The organism is Paenibacillus polysaccharolyticus, from assembly GCF_900102085.1.
GTDB lineage: Bacteria > Bacillota > Bacilli > Paenibacillales > Paenibacillaceae > Paenibacillus > Paenibacillus polysaccharolyticus.
The window spans coordinates 553,698-569,386 of the sequence record NZ_FMVM01000001.1; the positions used below are offsets into that span (position 1 = coordinate 553,698).

The 15,689-nt window shown below is 47.5% G+C and carries 14 protein-coding genes; 3 read left to right on the forward strand and 11 right to left on the reverse strand.

Annotated elements, in window-relative coordinates; translation table 11 throughout:
- Window positions 1-68: 68 nt before the first annotated feature.
- From BLQ13_RS02340 to cymR, 3 genes are all read right to left on the reverse strand, one after another.
- Window positions 69-1,220 carry a cysteine desulfurase family protein gene (locus tag BLQ13_RS02340; protein WP_090915548.1) on the reverse strand — a complete coding sequence of 384 codons (1,152 nt, stop codon included), beginning with the start codon at window positions 1,218-1,220 and terminating at the stop codon, window positions 69-71.
- 309 nt (window positions 1,221-1,529) lie between these two features.
- Window positions 1,530-1,997 carry an acetylglutamate kinase gene (locus BLQ13_RS02345; RefSeq protein WP_244159185.1) on the reverse strand — a complete coding sequence of 156 codons (468 nt, stop codon included), beginning with the start codon at window positions 1,995-1,997 and terminating at the stop codon, window positions 1,530-1,532.
- A gap of 301 nt (window positions 1,998-2,298) precedes the next feature.
- Window positions 2,299-2,718, reverse strand: a complete 420-nt coding sequence (gene cymR, locus BLQ13_RS02350; RefSeq protein ID WP_090915550.1) for a cysteine metabolism transcriptional regulator CymR — start codon at window positions 2,716-2,718, stop codon at window positions 2,299-2,301.
- A 234-nt stretch (window positions 2,719-2,952) separates the two neighbouring features.
- Between cymR and mnmA the strand changes: the two genes are divergently transcribed.
- Window positions 2,953-4,077 carry a tRNA 2-thiouridine(34) synthase MnmA gene (gene mnmA / locus BLQ13_RS02355; protein WP_090915552.1) on the forward strand — a complete coding sequence of 375 codons (1,125 nt, stop codon included), beginning with the start codon at window positions 2,953-2,955 and terminating at the stop codon, window positions 4,075-4,077.
- A 132-nt stretch (window positions 4,078-4,209) separates the two neighbouring features.
- Here the strand turns inward: mnmA and crcB (BLQ13_RS02360) are convergent, their stop codons facing one another.
- The 4 genes from crcB (BLQ13_RS02360) to BLQ13_RS02375 all read right to left on the reverse strand — a co-directional run bounded on the left by crcB (BLQ13_RS02360) (window position 4,210) and on the right by BLQ13_RS02375 (window position 7,219).
- Entirely contained in the window at window positions 4,210-4,569 is a 360-nt protein-coding gene (gene crcB / locus BLQ13_RS02360) for a fluoride efflux transporter CrcB (protein ID WP_090915554.1), read from the reverse strand.
- On the reverse strand, window positions 4,566-4,967 hold the full coding sequence (crcB, locus tag BLQ13_RS02365; RefSeq protein ID WP_090915556.1) for a fluoride efflux transporter CrcB: 402 nt from the start codon (window positions 4,965-4,967) through the stop codon (window positions 4,566-4,568). Before crcB (BLQ13_RS02365) ends, crcB (BLQ13_RS02360) begins: the two co-directional genes overlap by 4 nt.
- A 2-nt stretch (window positions 4,968-4,969) precedes the next feature.
- Entirely contained in the window at window positions 4,970-6,277 is a 1,308-nt protein-coding gene (locus BLQ13_RS02370) for a replication-associated recombination protein A (protein WP_090915558.1), read from the reverse strand.
- A gap of 90 nt (window positions 6,278-6,367) precedes the next feature.
- Complete coding sequence (locus BLQ13_RS02375; protein WP_090915560.1) at window positions 6,368-7,219, reverse strand: LysR family transcriptional regulator; 852 nt, start codon at window positions 7,217-7,219, stop codon at window positions 6,368-6,370.
- 144 nt (window positions 7,220-7,363) lie between these two features.
- Here BLQ13_RS02375 and BLQ13_RS02380 point away from each other — a divergent pair, with 144 nt between their 5' ends.
- Together BLQ13_RS02380 and BLQ13_RS02385 are read left to right on the forward strand one after the other, a co-directional pair.
- Window positions 7,364-8,107 (forward strand): SDR family NAD(P)-dependent oxidoreductase, encoded by a 744-nt coding sequence (locus BLQ13_RS02380; protein ID WP_090915562.1) that lies wholly within the window; start codon window positions 7,364-7,366, stop codon window positions 8,105-8,107.
- The gene (locus BLQ13_RS02385; protein WP_090915564.1) at window positions 8,104-9,081 is read left to right on the forward strand and encodes a DMT family transporter; all 978 of its coding nucleotides are present in this window, start codon (window positions 8,104-8,106) and stop codon (window positions 9,079-9,081) included. The genes BLQ13_RS02380 and BLQ13_RS02385 overlap by 4 nt, the downstream gene beginning before the upstream one ends.
- 52 nt (window positions 9,082-9,133) lie before the next feature.
- Here BLQ13_RS02385 and BLQ13_RS02390 read toward each other — a convergent pair whose 3' ends face one another.
- The 4 genes from BLQ13_RS02390 to BLQ13_RS02405 form a co-directional block, all read right to left on the reverse strand.
- Window positions 9,134-11,320, reverse strand: a complete 2,187-nt coding sequence (locus tag BLQ13_RS02390; protein ID WP_090915566.1) for a HelD family protein — start codon at window positions 11,318-11,320, stop codon at window positions 9,134-9,136.
- Window positions 11,321-11,546: 226 nt separating this feature from the next.
- A complete protein-coding gene (locus tag BLQ13_RS02395; protein ID WP_090915568.1) occupies window positions 11,547-13,382 on the reverse strand; it encodes an ABC transporter ATP-binding protein in 1,836 nt (611 codons plus the stop codon).
- 38 nt (window positions 13,383-13,420) lie between these two features.
- Window positions 13,421-14,719 (reverse strand): NCS2 family permease, encoded by a 1,299-nt coding sequence (locus BLQ13_RS02400; RefSeq protein ID WP_090915570.1) that lies wholly within the window; start codon window positions 14,717-14,719, stop codon window positions 13,421-13,423.
- Window positions 14,720-14,922: 203 nt separating this feature from the next.
- Window positions 14,923-15,681: a tRNA threonylcarbamoyladenosine dehydratase gene (locus tag BLQ13_RS02405; RefSeq protein ID WP_090915572.1), complete on the reverse strand. Its 759-nt coding sequence runs from the start codon at window positions 15,679-15,681 to the stop codon at window positions 14,923-14,925.
- Window positions 15,682-15,689 lie beyond the last annotated feature (8 nt).

The following is a 15,689-nucleotide window of genomic DNA, read 5'->3' on the forward strand; positions in this document are numbered from 1 at the left end:
AACCGCTACTATTCAACCGATGAAAATGGAACTCCTTCCCTCCTTCTGTTCCATGTGTAAAGAACCCCTTAAGGTTTATTACGTAGCCGTTGAAGAATGGTTCCAATTTTTTCGGCGGTTGTGATGATTTCTTTTGTAGTATTACCCAAACCCCAGCTAAATCGAATCGCAGACTGTAAAAATGCTTCTGGCAAGTTCATCGCTTTGAGTACGTGGGATACTTCCAGGGAACCAGAAGTACAAGCTGAACCACTTGCTACAGCGATGCCCTCCATATCCAGATTCATCAGCATCGTTTCAGTAGATACCTCGGGGAAGCTGATATTGAGAATATTGGGAAGCGTATAATCATGATGTCCGTTGACATGAAAATGTTCTGTCCCTACATGAATGGCAAGCTGATCAAGCAATATTTTTTTTAATTCCAGTGCATGCTGCTGGTGCTCCTCTGCATTCTCTGTAATGATCTTTAACGCCTCTGCAAAACCTGCAATCCCCGCAATGTTCTCTGTACCTGCACGACGTTGTCGTTCCTGTAAGCCACCATGTGATCTGGCTTCCAATGTTACACCACGTCTAACATACAGCGCACCCACACCCTGCGGTCCGTTAATCTTGTGCGCAGAGAAGCTAATCAGATCTACAGGCAAGTCTCTACAGGAAATCGGCTGGCTGCCCAGTGCTTGAACCGCATCTGTATGAAATAAAATATCATGCTGACGCGCGAGTTCACCAACCTCACGAATCGGCTGAATCGTGCCTACTTCGTTGTTGGCATACATCATTGTGATCAGCACGGTGTCAGGTCTGATGGCTTCACGCAGTTCCTCCAGCTTGATGCGCCCAGACTCGTCCACAGACAGATAGGTCACATCGTATCCCTGCCGCTCAAGTTCTTGACATGAGTGCAGTACAGCATGATGTTCAATCTCCGTCGTAATCACATGTTTGCCTTGATCTGCTCTGGCAGCAACCGCCCCAAAAATCGCCAGATTGTCGCTCTCTGTCCCGCCACCTGTAAATACAAGCTCGTCCGGTTTACATCCCAAAGATGCCGCGATACTGTCTCTCGCTCCACTGACCGTGCGTTTGGCTTCACGTCCAAAGGCATGAATGCTGGATGGATTACCATATTGCCCTGTCATCACGTTCATCATCGCTTCTGCGACGCGTGGATGCATAGGTGTCGATGCGGCGTGATCTAAATATATACGATTCATCGATATCACCCCGTTAGTTATTGGATTTCGTTTTTATGATCTTAACACTGGTACAGGCAGGCTTTGATCTCTGTTGGCATGGCTAAAGCCCCCATTATGGGGGCTTCTATGTTATCTTCTAGATGATCAACTTCATTTCTTAATTTCTTCCTAAATGTAGCGCATCTTTAGATTTAATTGCCGCTATTCTTTCGTGAGTGCATATTATATTCTACCACTTTTTTTCAACTAAAGTAACCTATTTTCATTCATGAATGTTATGAGTCAAACGCAGAATTGGTGATGATCCTATACGTTCTATGTGTCTTGTTAATATTGAAATACGGAAGGAAATTGTTGGACAATTCCACTTGTCATCATATCAGCCATCCCCAAAGCCTGTGGCTCAATAGAATCACTTAATTCAACATTCCTTACGTAATCTTTCGCAATGCGACTGCCGACCTCTTCCGTAAGAAGACGTAAATGCTCATACATCATCCTTTGCCATTCCACTTTTGACCAATATGGATTAATTTGCGCTAAAAAAGTAGCAATTTCATCAGCATTGGCATACCAACGTTTCTGGGCATCTGCTGCTGCTGTACTATTGCCTGACTTCAAATCAGTAACAAGTTCTGCGGCAATCGTTAAATGTTCTCTAAGCAGTTTTTCAAATTGACTGGCAATAGCAGCCCCATAGATCGGTGCAAGTACCTGAGCAAAATCACTTGGATTTCTTAACAGTCTTGCGGTTGTAGGTTGGATGTCACCAAGTCCATCAACGATACTATTCACGGTTAATCTCGTCCAGAACACATGCTGTTCCCATAGTGATCTGAGTTTCCTGTTCAAATCTACGCTAGCTGTTGTGCACTGCAAGGAATCCGTTTTTCGAAAAGTTGGATAATAATACGTCGGAACATAATTAAACATCATCCGTCAACTCCTTTTTACAACAATATATAGGGAGCAGCCTACATTGGTGCATCCCAAATAGATGTTGATCAAAATCGGGAGTCGGAACAAAAAAACAACCTCACTGCTATCAACAGTAAAGTTGTTTTTTGCTGGCGTTGATTGAAACACTATAAGGAAACTAAATATAGAACATGTACGAATCTTTCTTTTCCTGATCCTCAAAAGTAATTAAGTCTTTCAACGTTGTTGAATCCAGCACTTCTGCAATGCCATCACGGATGCGTAGCCACAAATCACGCTTAGCCGGGTCATCTTCTTCCGTAAAGTCTACTGGCGAGATCGGTCCCTCCAGTACACGAATGACATCCCCTGCGGTCACCGTTGCAGGATCACCTGCCAGAATGTAACCGCCATATGCACCGCGGATACTCTTAACAAGGCCAGCATTACGCAGTGGCGCAATCAGTTGCTCCAGATAATGTTCAGAGAGCTGGTTGCGCTCAGCAATGCTCTTCAGTGATGTTGGACCTTCGCCGGTTCTTGCGGCCAGCTCCATCATGATTGTGAGGCCGTAACGGCCTTTTGTCGATATTTTCAAAGGAGTCACCTCTTTCAATTTTCGAAAAAATACATCTAATCCTCCGTATTCCGATCATAACCCTCAAGTAATGTTAACATATCTGCATGCGTTATGGAAAAGAAAGATTGACGATATTGCAAAATGTGCGTCTGGAGTGGACACTATCCAAAGTTGGCCGGGTGTATCGTAAGTTCGGTCGGGTTATGCTAGAATAGTAACGAAACACATTTATATATAGAAATGGTGATAACGATGTCCAAAACAAATGAAAATACACGGGTCGTCGTTGGCATGTCCGGAGGTGTGGATTCATCGGTTACCGCATTGCTTCTGAAAGAGCAAGGTTACGATGTCATCGGCATTTTCATGAAAAACTGGGATGATACGGACGAGTTCGGCCATTGCACCGCTGAAGAAGATTCAGAGGATGTGCGCCGGGTGTGCGAACAGATCGGCATTCCGTACTACACTGTCAACTTCGAGAAAGAATACTTTGATAAAGTATTTACCTATTTCCTTGATGAATATAAGTCGGGTCGTACGCCGAACCCGGATGTCATGTGTAATCGTGAGATCAAATTCGGTGAGTTCCTGAACAAAGCGCTGGATCTCGGCGCAGATTATGTAGCTACTGGCCATTATGCGCGCCTCATTGAAGAGGACGGCACGTTCAAATTGTTGCGCGGTGTGGACAACAACAAAGATCAGACTTACTTCCTGAATGCTCTTAATCAAAAGCAGCTCTCCAAAGCCATGTTCCCGATTGGTCACCTGCCTAAACCGGAAGTGCGCAAAATTGCTGAAGCTGCCGGTCTGTACACAGCCAAGAAAAAAGATAGCACAGGTGTATGCTTTATCGGCGAACGCAATTTCAAGGAGTTCCTGAGCAACTATCTGCCAGCCAAAGGCGGAGACATGGTTGATATCGTAACTGGTGAAGTCAAAGGCCGTCACGACGGTCTGATGTACTACACGCTGGGTCAACGTCAAGGACTTGGCATTGGCGGTTCCGGCAACGGCGAGCCTTGGTTTGTCGCTGATAAAAACCTGGAGAAAAATCAATTGCTCGTAGTGCAGGGCGACGCTCATGCCAGCTTGTACTCTACAGGTCTGACGGCTACAGGCGTAAACTGGATTGCAGGTGCAGAGCGCACACCGAATGTGCCTTTCCGCTGCACAGCCAAGTTCCGTTATCGTCAACCGGACCAAGGCGTTACATTGACTTGGCAAAAGGACGGCAGTGTGGATGTACAGTTTGATCAACAGCAAAAAGCGATCACGCCAGGACAAGCCGTTGTTTTCTACGACGGAGAGGTTTGCCTTGGCGGTGGTACGATTGATCAGGTACAGAAAGTCCCTGTACCAGCGATGCAATAACAGGACTTACTCATCACTTGAGAGTGGTGAAGTCAATTCCCTGTATTCCTACAAAAAAAGCCGTCTTTCATGTAATACCATGAAGGATGGCTTTTTTCCTGCTTTTTTTGCAAAAAAATTTAAATATTTAACTTATGCAGTGAGCCAAACTCCTGCCAGACAACCTAATATTCCCACCACCACTGAACTTACCACGTAAATAACGGCTCTGGCTTGTCGCTGTTGCCCCATTAACGTTAATGTTTCATACCCAAAGGTAGAGAACGTGGTGTACGCTCCGCAGAAGCCAGTTCCCCATACTACCCACATTGCGTCTGGCAAACTTCCTGCTTGATGCCCGCCGTACAACATTCCCAAAATAATAGAACCGCTGATATTAATTACCCACGTTGCCCAAGGAAAAGCGGTGCCAAGTTTGCCGGAGACAACCTTTCCTAGACTATAACGGACTAGTGCGCCTAACACACCTGCTAATCCTATCCAGATGATCATAGGCCATCACCCTCTTTGGGGGAGACACTTAACATTCGATTGCCCAGCTTGATCCCAAGGGCGCAGAGCACCAGTCCTGCCACAACACTCAAAAGGAGATAAGCCGCTGCTTTCAACCATTCTCCACCCTCCGTTAAACGAACGAAGTCCAGTGTGAATGTGGAAAAGGTCGTGAAGGCTCCAGTAAAACCTGTGCCAATGGCGAGGCGAAGCTGTGGTGTTATTTTCTCAGGAATAGCGATAGTAAAAAAAAAGCCCAAAAACAGGCTGCCGATCGCATTGATCAACAGCACTGCCCATGGAAAACCTGTATTGGCCGAGGGGAGCATCAGTTGAATGGTGTATCTGGTTAATGTGCCCAGAAACCCGCCAGCTCCGATATATGCTAACTCTTTCATCTCTACAGCTCCCTGCGCCGCTGTTGGTTCAGCCTGATCTTCGACTCATTCCCCTGCTCTGTCGCCTCGTAAAATACTCTTCGAGACAGCTGTTTTGGCAGATACTCCTGTTTCACATAATGTCCCGGGTAGTTATGAGGATACTGGTATCCTTCATGTCCCAGCTTGGCAGCACCTGAGTAATGGGTATCCCTCAAATGCAGCGGTACTTCGGCCGACTTCACCTCATCAATGGCGCTCATCGCTTTGGATATCGCAGTATATACTGCATTGGACTTCGGACTTTCCACCGCAAACAATATGGCTTGCGCAATATTTAGCTTGGCCTCCGGCCAGCCGTTATTTCGGTACGCATCAAGCGCCCCAATGGCTTGGGTCATCGCCTGCGGATTTGCCAGTCCAATGTCCTCACTGCTCGCGGCAATCAGACGACGGATGAACGTCATGGGGTCCATGCCCAGTTTCTCCACGGCATACAGAAACCAGAACAGTGCCGCATCACTCGAACCACGAATGCTTTTGTGAAAAGCGGATAATACGTCATACTGCGTGGACTCGTCTGCCTTGACAATGGGACGACGGATCGACTCTTCCGCGACAGCCAGCGTGATGTGAACCGTTCCATCCTGCTCAGGCGGTGTCGTTAGCGCGGCAAGCTCCAGAGCATTCAGGGCACGGCGAATATCACCATTCGCCATCGTAGCAATGTGTGCCAGCGCTTCATCATCGGCTTTCAGTTCCATAAACCCAAGGCCTTTATCCGCATCGCTTAGCGCTCTGCGCATCGCAATCAGGGAATGCTCCTTATTTAAGGATTCCAGTTGAAAAAGGGTGGATCGACTCATCAAGGCTCCGTTTACATAATGGAAGGGGTTTTCCGTCGTTGCCCCGATAAAAATGATCGTGCCCTTCTCCACCGCTGGTAGCAGTGCATCTTGGCGTGAACTGTTAAAACGATGTACCTCATCGAGGAAAAGAATCGTTTTGGTTCCATACAGTTGTTTATTCGTCTGCGCCTGCTCAATGACTTCTCGTACATCCTTCACAGAGGCATCCACAGCATTCAGTCGCACGAATTGTCCTTGAGTGTGCTGAGAGATGATGTGAGCAAGTGTTGTCTTGCCACATCCCGGAGGCCCGTACAACAGGATGGATGAAATCTGATCAGCTTCAATGGCTCGGCGTAGCAGCTTCCCTGGCCCGATAATATGTTCCTGCCCTATATATTCATCCAGATGCTCAGGCCGCATGCGGTCTGCAAGCAATCTGGCCTGTGGTTGTGTATCCTGTTGAAACGAAAATAAATCCATGGTTTTATCACTTCCTTAACGGATTGCCAATCTGATATTCAGTTATTAACGTGATCAAAATGTTAAAATGAATCTCCACTCGCTATCATATCATTCCTGCGGAAGCATCGCCATAAATGCCCCAAGCGCACTGCTGACAAACGCATCCTTACGAGTAATAAATCTTGTCATCATACGGTTCATGCCAACCGGAAGAGCATATTTACGCAGCAAACCACTTTTGATCTGCTGGTGAATGACGATTTCAGGTAATAGAGAGATGCCCATTCCAGAGGCAACGCCACTGATAATCGCCTCGAGCGTCCCAAATTCCATAATAACAGGCCTGTGAACACCACTCAGAAGCATCCAGTCCTCCAAAATTTTACGGTAAGAGCACCCCATACTGTAAACCAATATCGGCTTTCGGATCAGTTCCTCCTCTGACAGACTAGGAGACGATATCACAAAAAGTTCTTCATCAAATACATCCACAGATTTAATATCAGGATGGTCGCAAGAACAACCAATAAATGCGCCTTCCAATTCATACCCGATAACCTGGTCAATAAGCATTTGTGAATGACCTGTAGCCAGCGCTAGTGAAACTTCCGGGTACTGGCTGTAATATGTTGCAAGAAGACGTGGCAACCTTACCGCCGCGGCTGTCTGTATGGAACCAATTTGCAAAGGGCCAGACGGTGTATTGGTAGCCTGGAGCGCTTTGGATGCATCATTCAACATACCAATGATTTTATCTGCGTAAGTTAATAACGTCTCTCCCGCTGGAGACAACGTCATTCCCCGATTGTGACGGATAAATAAAGGTGTGCCTACTTCAGCTTCCAGATGCCTGATGCGTGCCGTAACGTTGGATTGAACGTACCCCAGCTTGGCTGCAGCTCTGGTCAGATTTCCTTCCTGTGCAACACATTGAAATATTCGAAGATCCCCGCTCTCCATCATGCCTCCGCTCTGACATCATTCAAAATGATATCCAGTTCATTTGTAATCATTATACTCTCTTGCCAGAGCGTACTACAATGATGACATATTCATCTGTTGTTCGAAATTCAATGGTTGAAAACAAAAGAAGGAGTGTTCGAGATGACATACTGGACCGATAGAGTGGTTTTAATTACAGGCGGAGGAACAGGTATAGGCCGCGCGGTCAGTACCTTGCTGGCTGAACGCGGTGCACGGGTCGTATTGAACTATTCTCGATCACAGCAGGCCGCAGAAGAAACCGTTCAGCATATCCTAAATCAAGGCGGGCAAGCATTTTCCATTCAGGGGAATATTGCAAATGACAAAGAGGTTCGCCAAATGGTCGCAAAAGTAACCGAAATCTATGGCCCCATCACCGACCTTGTAAATAACGCGGGCATGACCCATCATATCCCCCTCAGCGATCTGGAAGCTGTCACAGATGATATCTGGAACGAACTGATGGATGTGAATGTGAAAGGTATGTTTCATTGTGCTCGTGCCGTAACAGAAGGAATGAAGCAGGCCGGTGGAGGTGCCATTGTAAATATGGGCAGTATTGCAGGCAGCACCGGTTCGGGTTCATCTCTTCCATACGCCGTATCCAAAGCAGCAGTACATGGTCTGACTTTATCTCTAGCCCATGCACTCTCCCCGCTCATACGTGTAAATGCCATCATTCCTGGAGCTGTCTCCACACGTTGGTGGGCTGGCAATGAGGAACGAATGCACCAACTCGGCGGACAATTGTTACTACAGCAAATCGCTCAGCCAGAGGACATCGCCCACATGGTCTGCGCTGCTCTTGAACAGCGATCCATGACAGGACAACTTATTACTGTCGATGGAGGACAGACATTATGAGCGCAACAATTCATAATCCAGCTAGAGCGAAACGCGTACCAGCTTCCTTAAAACCAGTCAAATACATCGTTTTAATTATCGTGACGACGCTCATTATGGGAACTTCTTTTCCTGTAGGTAAAATAGGACTCAATTACGCACCACCTTTTCTATTGATGGGCTTGCGGTACATCCTTGCTGGTGGTTTGATGGCCCTGGCCCTGCGTAAGCACCCCTTACCGAGGGGATGGCGATCTTGGGGTAAAATCATGCTCATCGGTTTGTTTCAATCCGCCGGGGTGATGGGTTGCGCCTATTACAGCATGAACTGGATTTCATCCGGTGAATCGGCCATTATTACATTTACGAATCCATTGATCGTCATTGTTCTCAGTGCGCTACTATATAACCTGAGATATCGATTAAGCCAGTGGATTGGCGTAATTGTTGGGTTTGTCGGCATTTTGTTTACCTTTGGATGGCATATGAGCTTCACCCCGGGGACCTGGATCGGTTTTGGCGGAGCAATTTCATTTGCCGTATCCACACTCCTGATTAAGCGCTGGGGCGTTGATTATGACACTTTCGTGCTTACGGCTTATCAGATGCTCGCCGGAGGTGTAGCATTGCTTCTGCTAAGTGTATGGACGGAGCAGCCTCATTTTACAATAACTCCAGTCTCTATCCTATCGTTGTTATATCTAACGCTGATTTGTTCCATCATGCAGTTTTCCCTCTGGTTTTATCTGTTACAGAACAGTGATCCCGCCCAGACCAGCAGCTACCTGTTTCTCGCACCGTTCTTCGGCGTTCTTTCAAGCTGGATTTTGTTGAATGAAGAAGTTCAATGGTTTGTCGGAGCTGGAGGAGTACTAATCGGGGTGGGCATCTATCTAGTGAACCGCGTTCAGCTAAGAAAAAACAAGACGTATCTCCCTCTGTATAAGAAACCTACCTTCATCTTCCAATACAAAAAAGGCATGCGTCAGGGTTAACCTGCGTCATGCCTCTATATCTATATAGCTTAGTACTATGTGATCTATTTATCTATGAAACAGTCTCATCCGGCCAGCCTTGAATCGTAACCTGTTCACCTTCGGGATTATGCGTTGTCGCCGCATACGCCGGCATGTTGCCGTCGTGGAATAACCACAATTCATGCAGAGCCCGTGTACAGCCGACATAGAGCAACTTCGCATCACCCGCGCCAGGATAATAGTGCTCCTGATCAACATCAGCCACGATAGCTGCATCGAATTCAAGCCCTTTGGACAGATACACAGGCAAAATCGAATGTCCACCGCTGTACTGCTTTTTACCACCGTCGATCAGGTTCAAATCCCAGCCCGCCGCCTGAAGCTCACGATGGAGTTCTTCGGCTTCATGCAATGTTCGCGTCAGGATGGACACCGTCCGATAATCTTTCGAGGTAAGCATCTTCAGTGCCCGCTCTAAACTCCCCGTCCGTCCTTCACTCCCGTATGCAAGCGTACGCACCGGATCACCGCTCCGGAACACGGGAATCGCCGTAATCCCACTCTTCACACCCTGCTCCAGGATGGTATTGGCATAATCAATAATCTCCATCGTGGAACGATAGCTTCGGGTTAAGGCAAAATACGCATTCTGTTCTTCCGGGAACAACGAACTCATCTCTTCCCACGCATGAACACCGCGGTACTCATGAATACCTTGGGACAAGTCCCCCAAAATAGTGAAGGAATGTCCTTTCACGAACTGATCCAGCAGCGCAACATGAAACGGAGAGAAATCCTGGGCTTCGTCAATGACAACGTGGTCAAAACGCTCAGCTCCTTCAATATCATGCACCAGCGTATGGATATAGACCAGTGCCGGCAGGTCCTCTTCTCGAATGACATCTTTCTTCAAATCTGCACCAGTTTGTTTCATGATTGCTTTGGGTATCAAGTTGCTTAGCTCAGCAGGTACAGCCCCGCCTTTCACCGCCTTGAACAGCTGTTTGTACAACGTCAGCGGATTGTATTCAGGCCACTTTTTGGCATAGGATTTCTCCCGCGTTGCTGCCTTTTTCTTACGTTCTTTACGCACCGTTTCTGGCATCGGCTTTTTCAATTCCATTTCGATCCAGCGGTGAACACGTGCCATGACCCGCTCTTTGCGTTTAGCCAGCGGATAATGTTTGTACTCCGTTCCAAACCAGTTATCGATCTCCTGTTTACTGAGCACCGCACCGTCCCATGGACTGAAATCGCCATCCGGCACAGATGCTTCTTCCATCCCCGACAACCACTCCCGGATCAGTTCCATGAAACGAATCGAGCCTTTGTAACGTCCAGGGACATCATCGTTCAGTTCAGGCCGAGTAGCAGGGGTTTCGAACCACGTCTGCAACGTCTCTGACGCATCTGCAAGTGGCATTTCCAGCCCTAGCAGATTCATCGCCCAATCGGGAAAAGTTTGTTGCTGAATATCCCCTACACCAAGCTCTGGCAATACATCCGAGATGTAATCGAGAAACATATGGTTGGGTGCAAAAATAACCATTTTCTCCGCCGACACCTGCTCCTTGTACTGGTACAGCAAAAAAGCAAGGCGATGCAGAGCCACTGTAGTTTTCCCTGATCCGGCGACCCCCTGAATGATCAATGCGGTGTTTCTCGCCGCCCGAATGATCTGATCCTGCTCGGCCTGGATCGTGGATACGATGTCCCGCAACTTATTGTCCTTATTTTCACCAAGGCGGTACACGAGGAACTCATCGGATACGGCAGGCTGGTCACTGTCCCGGTTATACGTATCTGCCACACGTTCCAGTATGCGCTGACGAATCACGACATTTCGTTTCAGGTACACCAGACCTTCAATCAGCCCTTCAGGGGCTTCATACGTTGCAGAGGCTTCCCCTCCGGTAAAAGAGTAAAACAGGCTCGCGACAGGAGCGCGCCAATCGATGACAAGCGGATGCTCACCGATCTCTTCGCGGTCTACGCCGACTTTGCCAATATACAGCGGTTTCCGTTCACCACTGCCCTGCTCTTCGAAATCCAAGCGTCCGAAATAGGGTTGTTGCGCGCTCTTGGACAAGGCATTCCGGCGTTCTTCACGTCCGGCTTCCAGCACTTGCTCCGTGAAATCGTGACCAGTGTACACCGGAAAGTTCCGTAACCGTGTAAGCTGACGATCCACTTCATCCATCGTTCGCGCTAACCTGTACTCTTCTTCTTGATAGGCACTTTGAAAGCTGTCTGACATGTTTCAGTTACCTCCTAAGAATATATGTTTGCTCTGCATCGCTGTAGATCGTGCAATACAAAAGGATACCCAATATATCACAAAGGGCAACTGAAAGCCATATCCATTTTCCATATGAACAAATCAAACCATGAAGTCCTTGCCAAAAAAAGAAGGACTCTGCTGAATGGTACCTTCACAGGTATCGCAGAAATCCTTCATTCCTCATCCCTTTATTTGTCGAGCGCTACTCTTTGTTTTGTATTTCCCCATTGCTGCTTGTACTACCTTCTCCATCCTGTGCCACAAACTGTTTTTGCGCCAGTTCACGATAAACGGGATGTGTGTTGATTAATTCTGCGTGAGTTCCCGTTCCAGTCACATGACCATGTTCTAATACTACAATCTGATCTGAATCCACGACAGTGGACAATCGATGTGCAATGACAATGGTGGTTCTACCCTCCATCAGATTGGATAACGCCTGCTGAACTTCGTACTCGGATGTACTGTCCAGACTAGAGGTGGCTTCATCCAGCATCAGAATATCCGGGCTACGCAGCAACGCACGGGCTATGGCGATCCGCTGACGCTGTCCCCCGGATAACTTCATTCCGCGTTCACCCACTTCAGTGTCAAAGCCTTGTGGCAGTTTGTCGATAAAATCAGCCGAATAAGCCATCTCCGCGGCTCTTCTGATCTCCTCCATCGTTACTTCACGATTGAGGCCATACGTGATATTATCCTTAATCGTACCTGCCATCAGCGGACTTTCTTGTGATACATAGCCAATTTTGCTACGCCAGGAAGCGAGCGAATACGTTGTTATCTCTTCTCCCCCATACGAAATGTGACCCGAATCAGGCAAGTAAAACTGCTCCAGCAAGGAGAACAGCGTAGACTTACCACTTCCGCTCGGACCCACAATGGCTGTTACTTTGCGAGTCGGCACCGTTAGATTAATGCCATGCAACACTTCTTCGCCTGTAACATAAGAGAAATGCACATCGTGAAATGCAATTGTTTCATTGCCTTGGGGAGCCAGCTTTGTGTTATGATCCGGTTCTTCCTCATCCGCAAGAATCGCCTGGATGCGTTCGGTAGCACCTACGACTTTTTGCAAACGTGAATACAGCGTTGTGAACTGCCCCATAGGCATTATAACTTGGAAAAGTAGCAGAATGAACGCAACCAGTTCCCCCGGCGACAATATCCCCGAAGCAACCCGCATCCCTCCGACACCAAGAATAACGACGAGCACAGCCGTCATAACAAAAGTAAACAAAGGCCCGATCAACGCCAGAATGCGTGCTTCCTGTAATCCAAAAGCGAACATTTTACGAATGCGGGAATCTCCCGCCTCCGATTCCTGCTTCTCGGTTCCGTACGCTTTGACCAAACGAATTTCACTAATCACCTGACTGAGCACCGACGTCAGTCCAGCCATCTCATCCTGCTGTTTTTTGGAGATTTTGTACATTTTTCTGCCGACTGGCAACAAGATCAGCATGGTCAGCGGCACCAGGCTTAGAATGATGAGTGACATCACCCAATCCAGATAAAAGAGCAGTGCAACCCCACCGATTACCGCAACGATGTTAGAAACAAATGATACGAGATAATCCGCAATTAATGTCATAATCTGACTGGTGTCATTGGTGATGCGGCTCATTGTATCCCCCGTACGATTGCGGTCGAAGTATGGCATACGGAGGGACAGTACCTTGTTCCACAGCTTGGTGCGGAGCGTCGCCACGACACGTTGCCCGGCATAATTCAACATATAGATGCTAATTCCTGAAGCAATGGCTTGGATCACAAACGCCCCGAGTAGCAGAAATATAACGGATTTATTTAGAGCAGATGTGGTCAGTCCATCAATGAGACCTTTGGTCATCAAAGGAACGATAAGTCCCGCCGTCGTTTGAATCAATGTCAAGATGAGAGCCACGGTCAGGATCAATTTTGGCGGATTTGTGGAAGCGATCAGTCTAACAAAATCCTTGAATCCTTTTGTTCCGACTTTCGGTTTATTCGACTCCGAGTGTTGCTGTTGCTGTTCTTGCATTCCCTGTTCTTCCATCCATCTTCCTCCCGTTCTCTATCTCATCACTTTTTGTTTTACAAAATACCATGCAATACAAAGTTCGCCAGGAACAGAATCGAAATGCCATACATCACGACAGGCACTTCTTTTCCTTTTCCAGCGGCCAGTTTGGCCAGCGGATACGCGATAAAGCCAAAGGCCATTCCATCCACAATGCTATATGTAAAAGGAATCATGACCATGATCAGAAACGCCGGAAATGCTTCGGTAAAATCGCTGAAATCCATATCTCTGACACCCTGTACCATCAAACCACCGATGATGATCAAAATAGGGGCAATCGCACTGTCGGGAATATACCCGAGCAGCGGAATGAAGAAAAAGGTCGCGCCGAACAGCACAGCTGTTACCAGCGGAGTCAAACCCGTACGGCCACCTGCCGCGATGCCCGCTGTAGTCTCCGCTGCCGCTACCGGCGGACTGCTACCCAAGATACCAGCCAGCACCGTGCTAACCGACAGTGCACGCAGACTGCCCTTGAAACGTTCCGGACGACCAATCATATTCGTTTGCGCGGTGATGAGCCCGATATTTTCAAACACAACTATTAATAACAGTAGAAAAACAGCAATCCAGAATGCAATATCCGCCAGTTTCATCAGAGATAATTCACCAAACAGACCGCCATATTGCCGCAGTGCTTCCATGGCAGATACCGCTTCACCGGGATGTACCGCTCCGAGCACATAAGCAAGTCCTGTCCCAATTAAAATGCTGATGAGCAAACCGCCTTGCACATTTCGAATAAATAAAATAACGGCGAGCACAAGTGTTACACATGCCGTAATGACATTGGGATCATTGAAGTGCCCGATGGCAACAAAGGTTGTCTGATGAGCAATCACAATGCTGCTCTTTTGCAATCCGATAAAGGTTAGAAACAATCCAATTCCAACCGTGATGCCATGCTGCAGATTTTTTGGAATCGCTTCGCTGATCATTTTATATAACGACGTAAAGGCAACGACAGCAAACAAAGCACCAGTTACAGCCACTACAGCCAGTGCTTCCTGCCAAGTCAGTTTCATCGAGTGCACAAGCGTGTATGTGAAAAATGCGTTAATTCCCATGCCGGGCACTACAACAATCGGTGATTTACCCCCAAAAGCCATCAGTAAACATCCTACAATGGATGTGAGCAATGTACCTACCATGGCCGCCTGCAACGGCATCCCCGCATCGGAAAGAATCTTGGCATTCACCATCACAATATAAACGACCGCAAAATAGGATATGGCGCCAGCCACAATTTCCTTCTTCCACTGATCTTCTGGTTCCATGCCCAGTTGTCTGGACAACCACCCGTGTTTCATTTGTTCTGTTCCCCTCTCTAGCCGCAAACCATTATATATGTATCATCATTTCGCGCAGCAAAACATATCATACACCGTTTTCAAAGTGAAGTACATGACGTAATCCTGACATATCGGCACCAAAAAACGCAGGTGCTCATAGCACCCGCGCTTTATTTGTGTATCTGTATACGATGTGGCTTAATTTGATCTGTTGTTTCGGCTTATGCCTCTGACTTCTCTGCTTTTTCAAGCAAGTCTTTCACGGCAACACTGACCATAATCAGACCAGCTACCGGCGGGACAAAAGCGTTACTTGCCGGCGGCTGTTTCGCTTTGCGAATCTCCGGCGCATTCTCTGGAACGATCTTTTGCGTCACGTCTGCACGTGGCTTGAGTGGCTCTTCGGTGGAGAATACTACCTTCACACCCTTTTTGATGCCGTCTTTACGCAGCTTGGTGCGCACCACACGGGCAATCGGGTCCATGGACGTTTTCGAAATATCCGCAACCTGGAATTTCGTCGGGTCCATTTTGTTCGCAGCGCCCATGCTGGAGATGATCGGAATTTTGCGTTTAAGACACTCTTTAATGAGATGTATTTTGTAGATAATCGTATCGGAAGCATCCAGTACATAATCCAGATCGTACTTGAACAATTCCTCATACGTTTCCTCCGTATAAAACATGTTCAGCGCAATGGCGTCACATTCCGGATTGATCAATTTCACACGTTCTACCATCAAGTCGGCTTTTTTCTGACCTACTGTCGTGGTAAGTGCATGAATTTGCCGGTTGATGTTCGTGATATCCACTACATCTTTGTCAATCAGGATGATCCGGCCAACGCCGCTGCGGGCAAGTGCTTCTACAGCAATCCCGCCCACACCGCCGATGCCAAGTACGGCTACCGTGCTATTTCTGAGCGTATTCAGACCTTCAGGTCCGATCGCAAGCTCTGTTCTTGAAAATTGATGGAGCATTGAAAATC

What these genes read in the sequence shown, in the direction of transcription:
- BLQ13_RS02340 (WP_090915548.1), bottom strand. Translation starts at nt 1,220, where the DNA reads ATGAATCGTATATATTTAGATCACGCCGCATCGACACCTATGCATCCA.
- mnmA (WP_090915552.1), top strand. Translation starts at nt 2,953, where the DNA reads ATGTCCAAAACAAATGAAAATACACGGGTCGTCGTTGGCATGTCCGGA.
- crcB (WP_090915554.1), bottom strand. Translation starts at nt 4,569, where the DNA reads ATGATCATCTGGATAGGATTAGCAGGTGTGTTAGGCGCACTAGTCCGT.
- crcB (WP_090915556.1), bottom strand. Translation starts at nt 4,967, where the DNA reads ATGAAAGAGTTAGCATATATCGGAGCTGGCGGGTTTCTGGGCACATTA.
- BLQ13_RS02370 (WP_090915558.1), bottom strand. Translation starts at nt 6,277, where the DNA reads ATGGATTTATTTTCGTTTCAACAGGATACACAACCACAGGCCAGATTG.
- BLQ13_RS02375 (WP_090915560.1), bottom strand. Translation starts at nt 7,219, where the DNA reads ATGGAGAGCGGGGATCTTCGAATATTTCAATGTGTTGCACAGGAAGGA.
- BLQ13_RS02380 (WP_090915562.1), top strand. Translation starts at nt 7,364, where the DNA reads ATGACATACTGGACCGATAGAGTGGTTTTAATTACAGGCGGAGGAACA.
- BLQ13_RS02385 (WP_090915564.1), top strand. Translation starts at nt 8,104, where the DNA reads ATGAGCGCAACAATTCATAATCCAGCTAGAGCGAAACGCGTACCAGCT.
- BLQ13_RS02390 (WP_090915566.1), bottom strand. Translation starts at nt 11,320, where the DNA reads ATGTCAGACAGCTTTCAAAGTGCCTATCAAGAAGAAGAGTACAGGTTA.
- BLQ13_RS02395 (WP_090915568.1), bottom strand. Translation starts at nt 13,382, where the DNA reads ATGGAAGAACAGGGAATGCAAGAACAGCAACAGCAACACTCGGAGTCG.
- BLQ13_RS02400 (WP_090915570.1), bottom strand. Translation starts at nt 14,719, where the DNA reads ATGAAACACGGGTGGTTGTCCAGACAACTGGGCATGGAACCAGAAGAT.
- BLQ13_RS02405 (WP_090915572.1), bottom strand. Translation starts at nt 15,681, where the DNA reads ATGCTCCATCAATTTTCAAGAACAGAGCTTGCGATCGGACCTGAAGGT.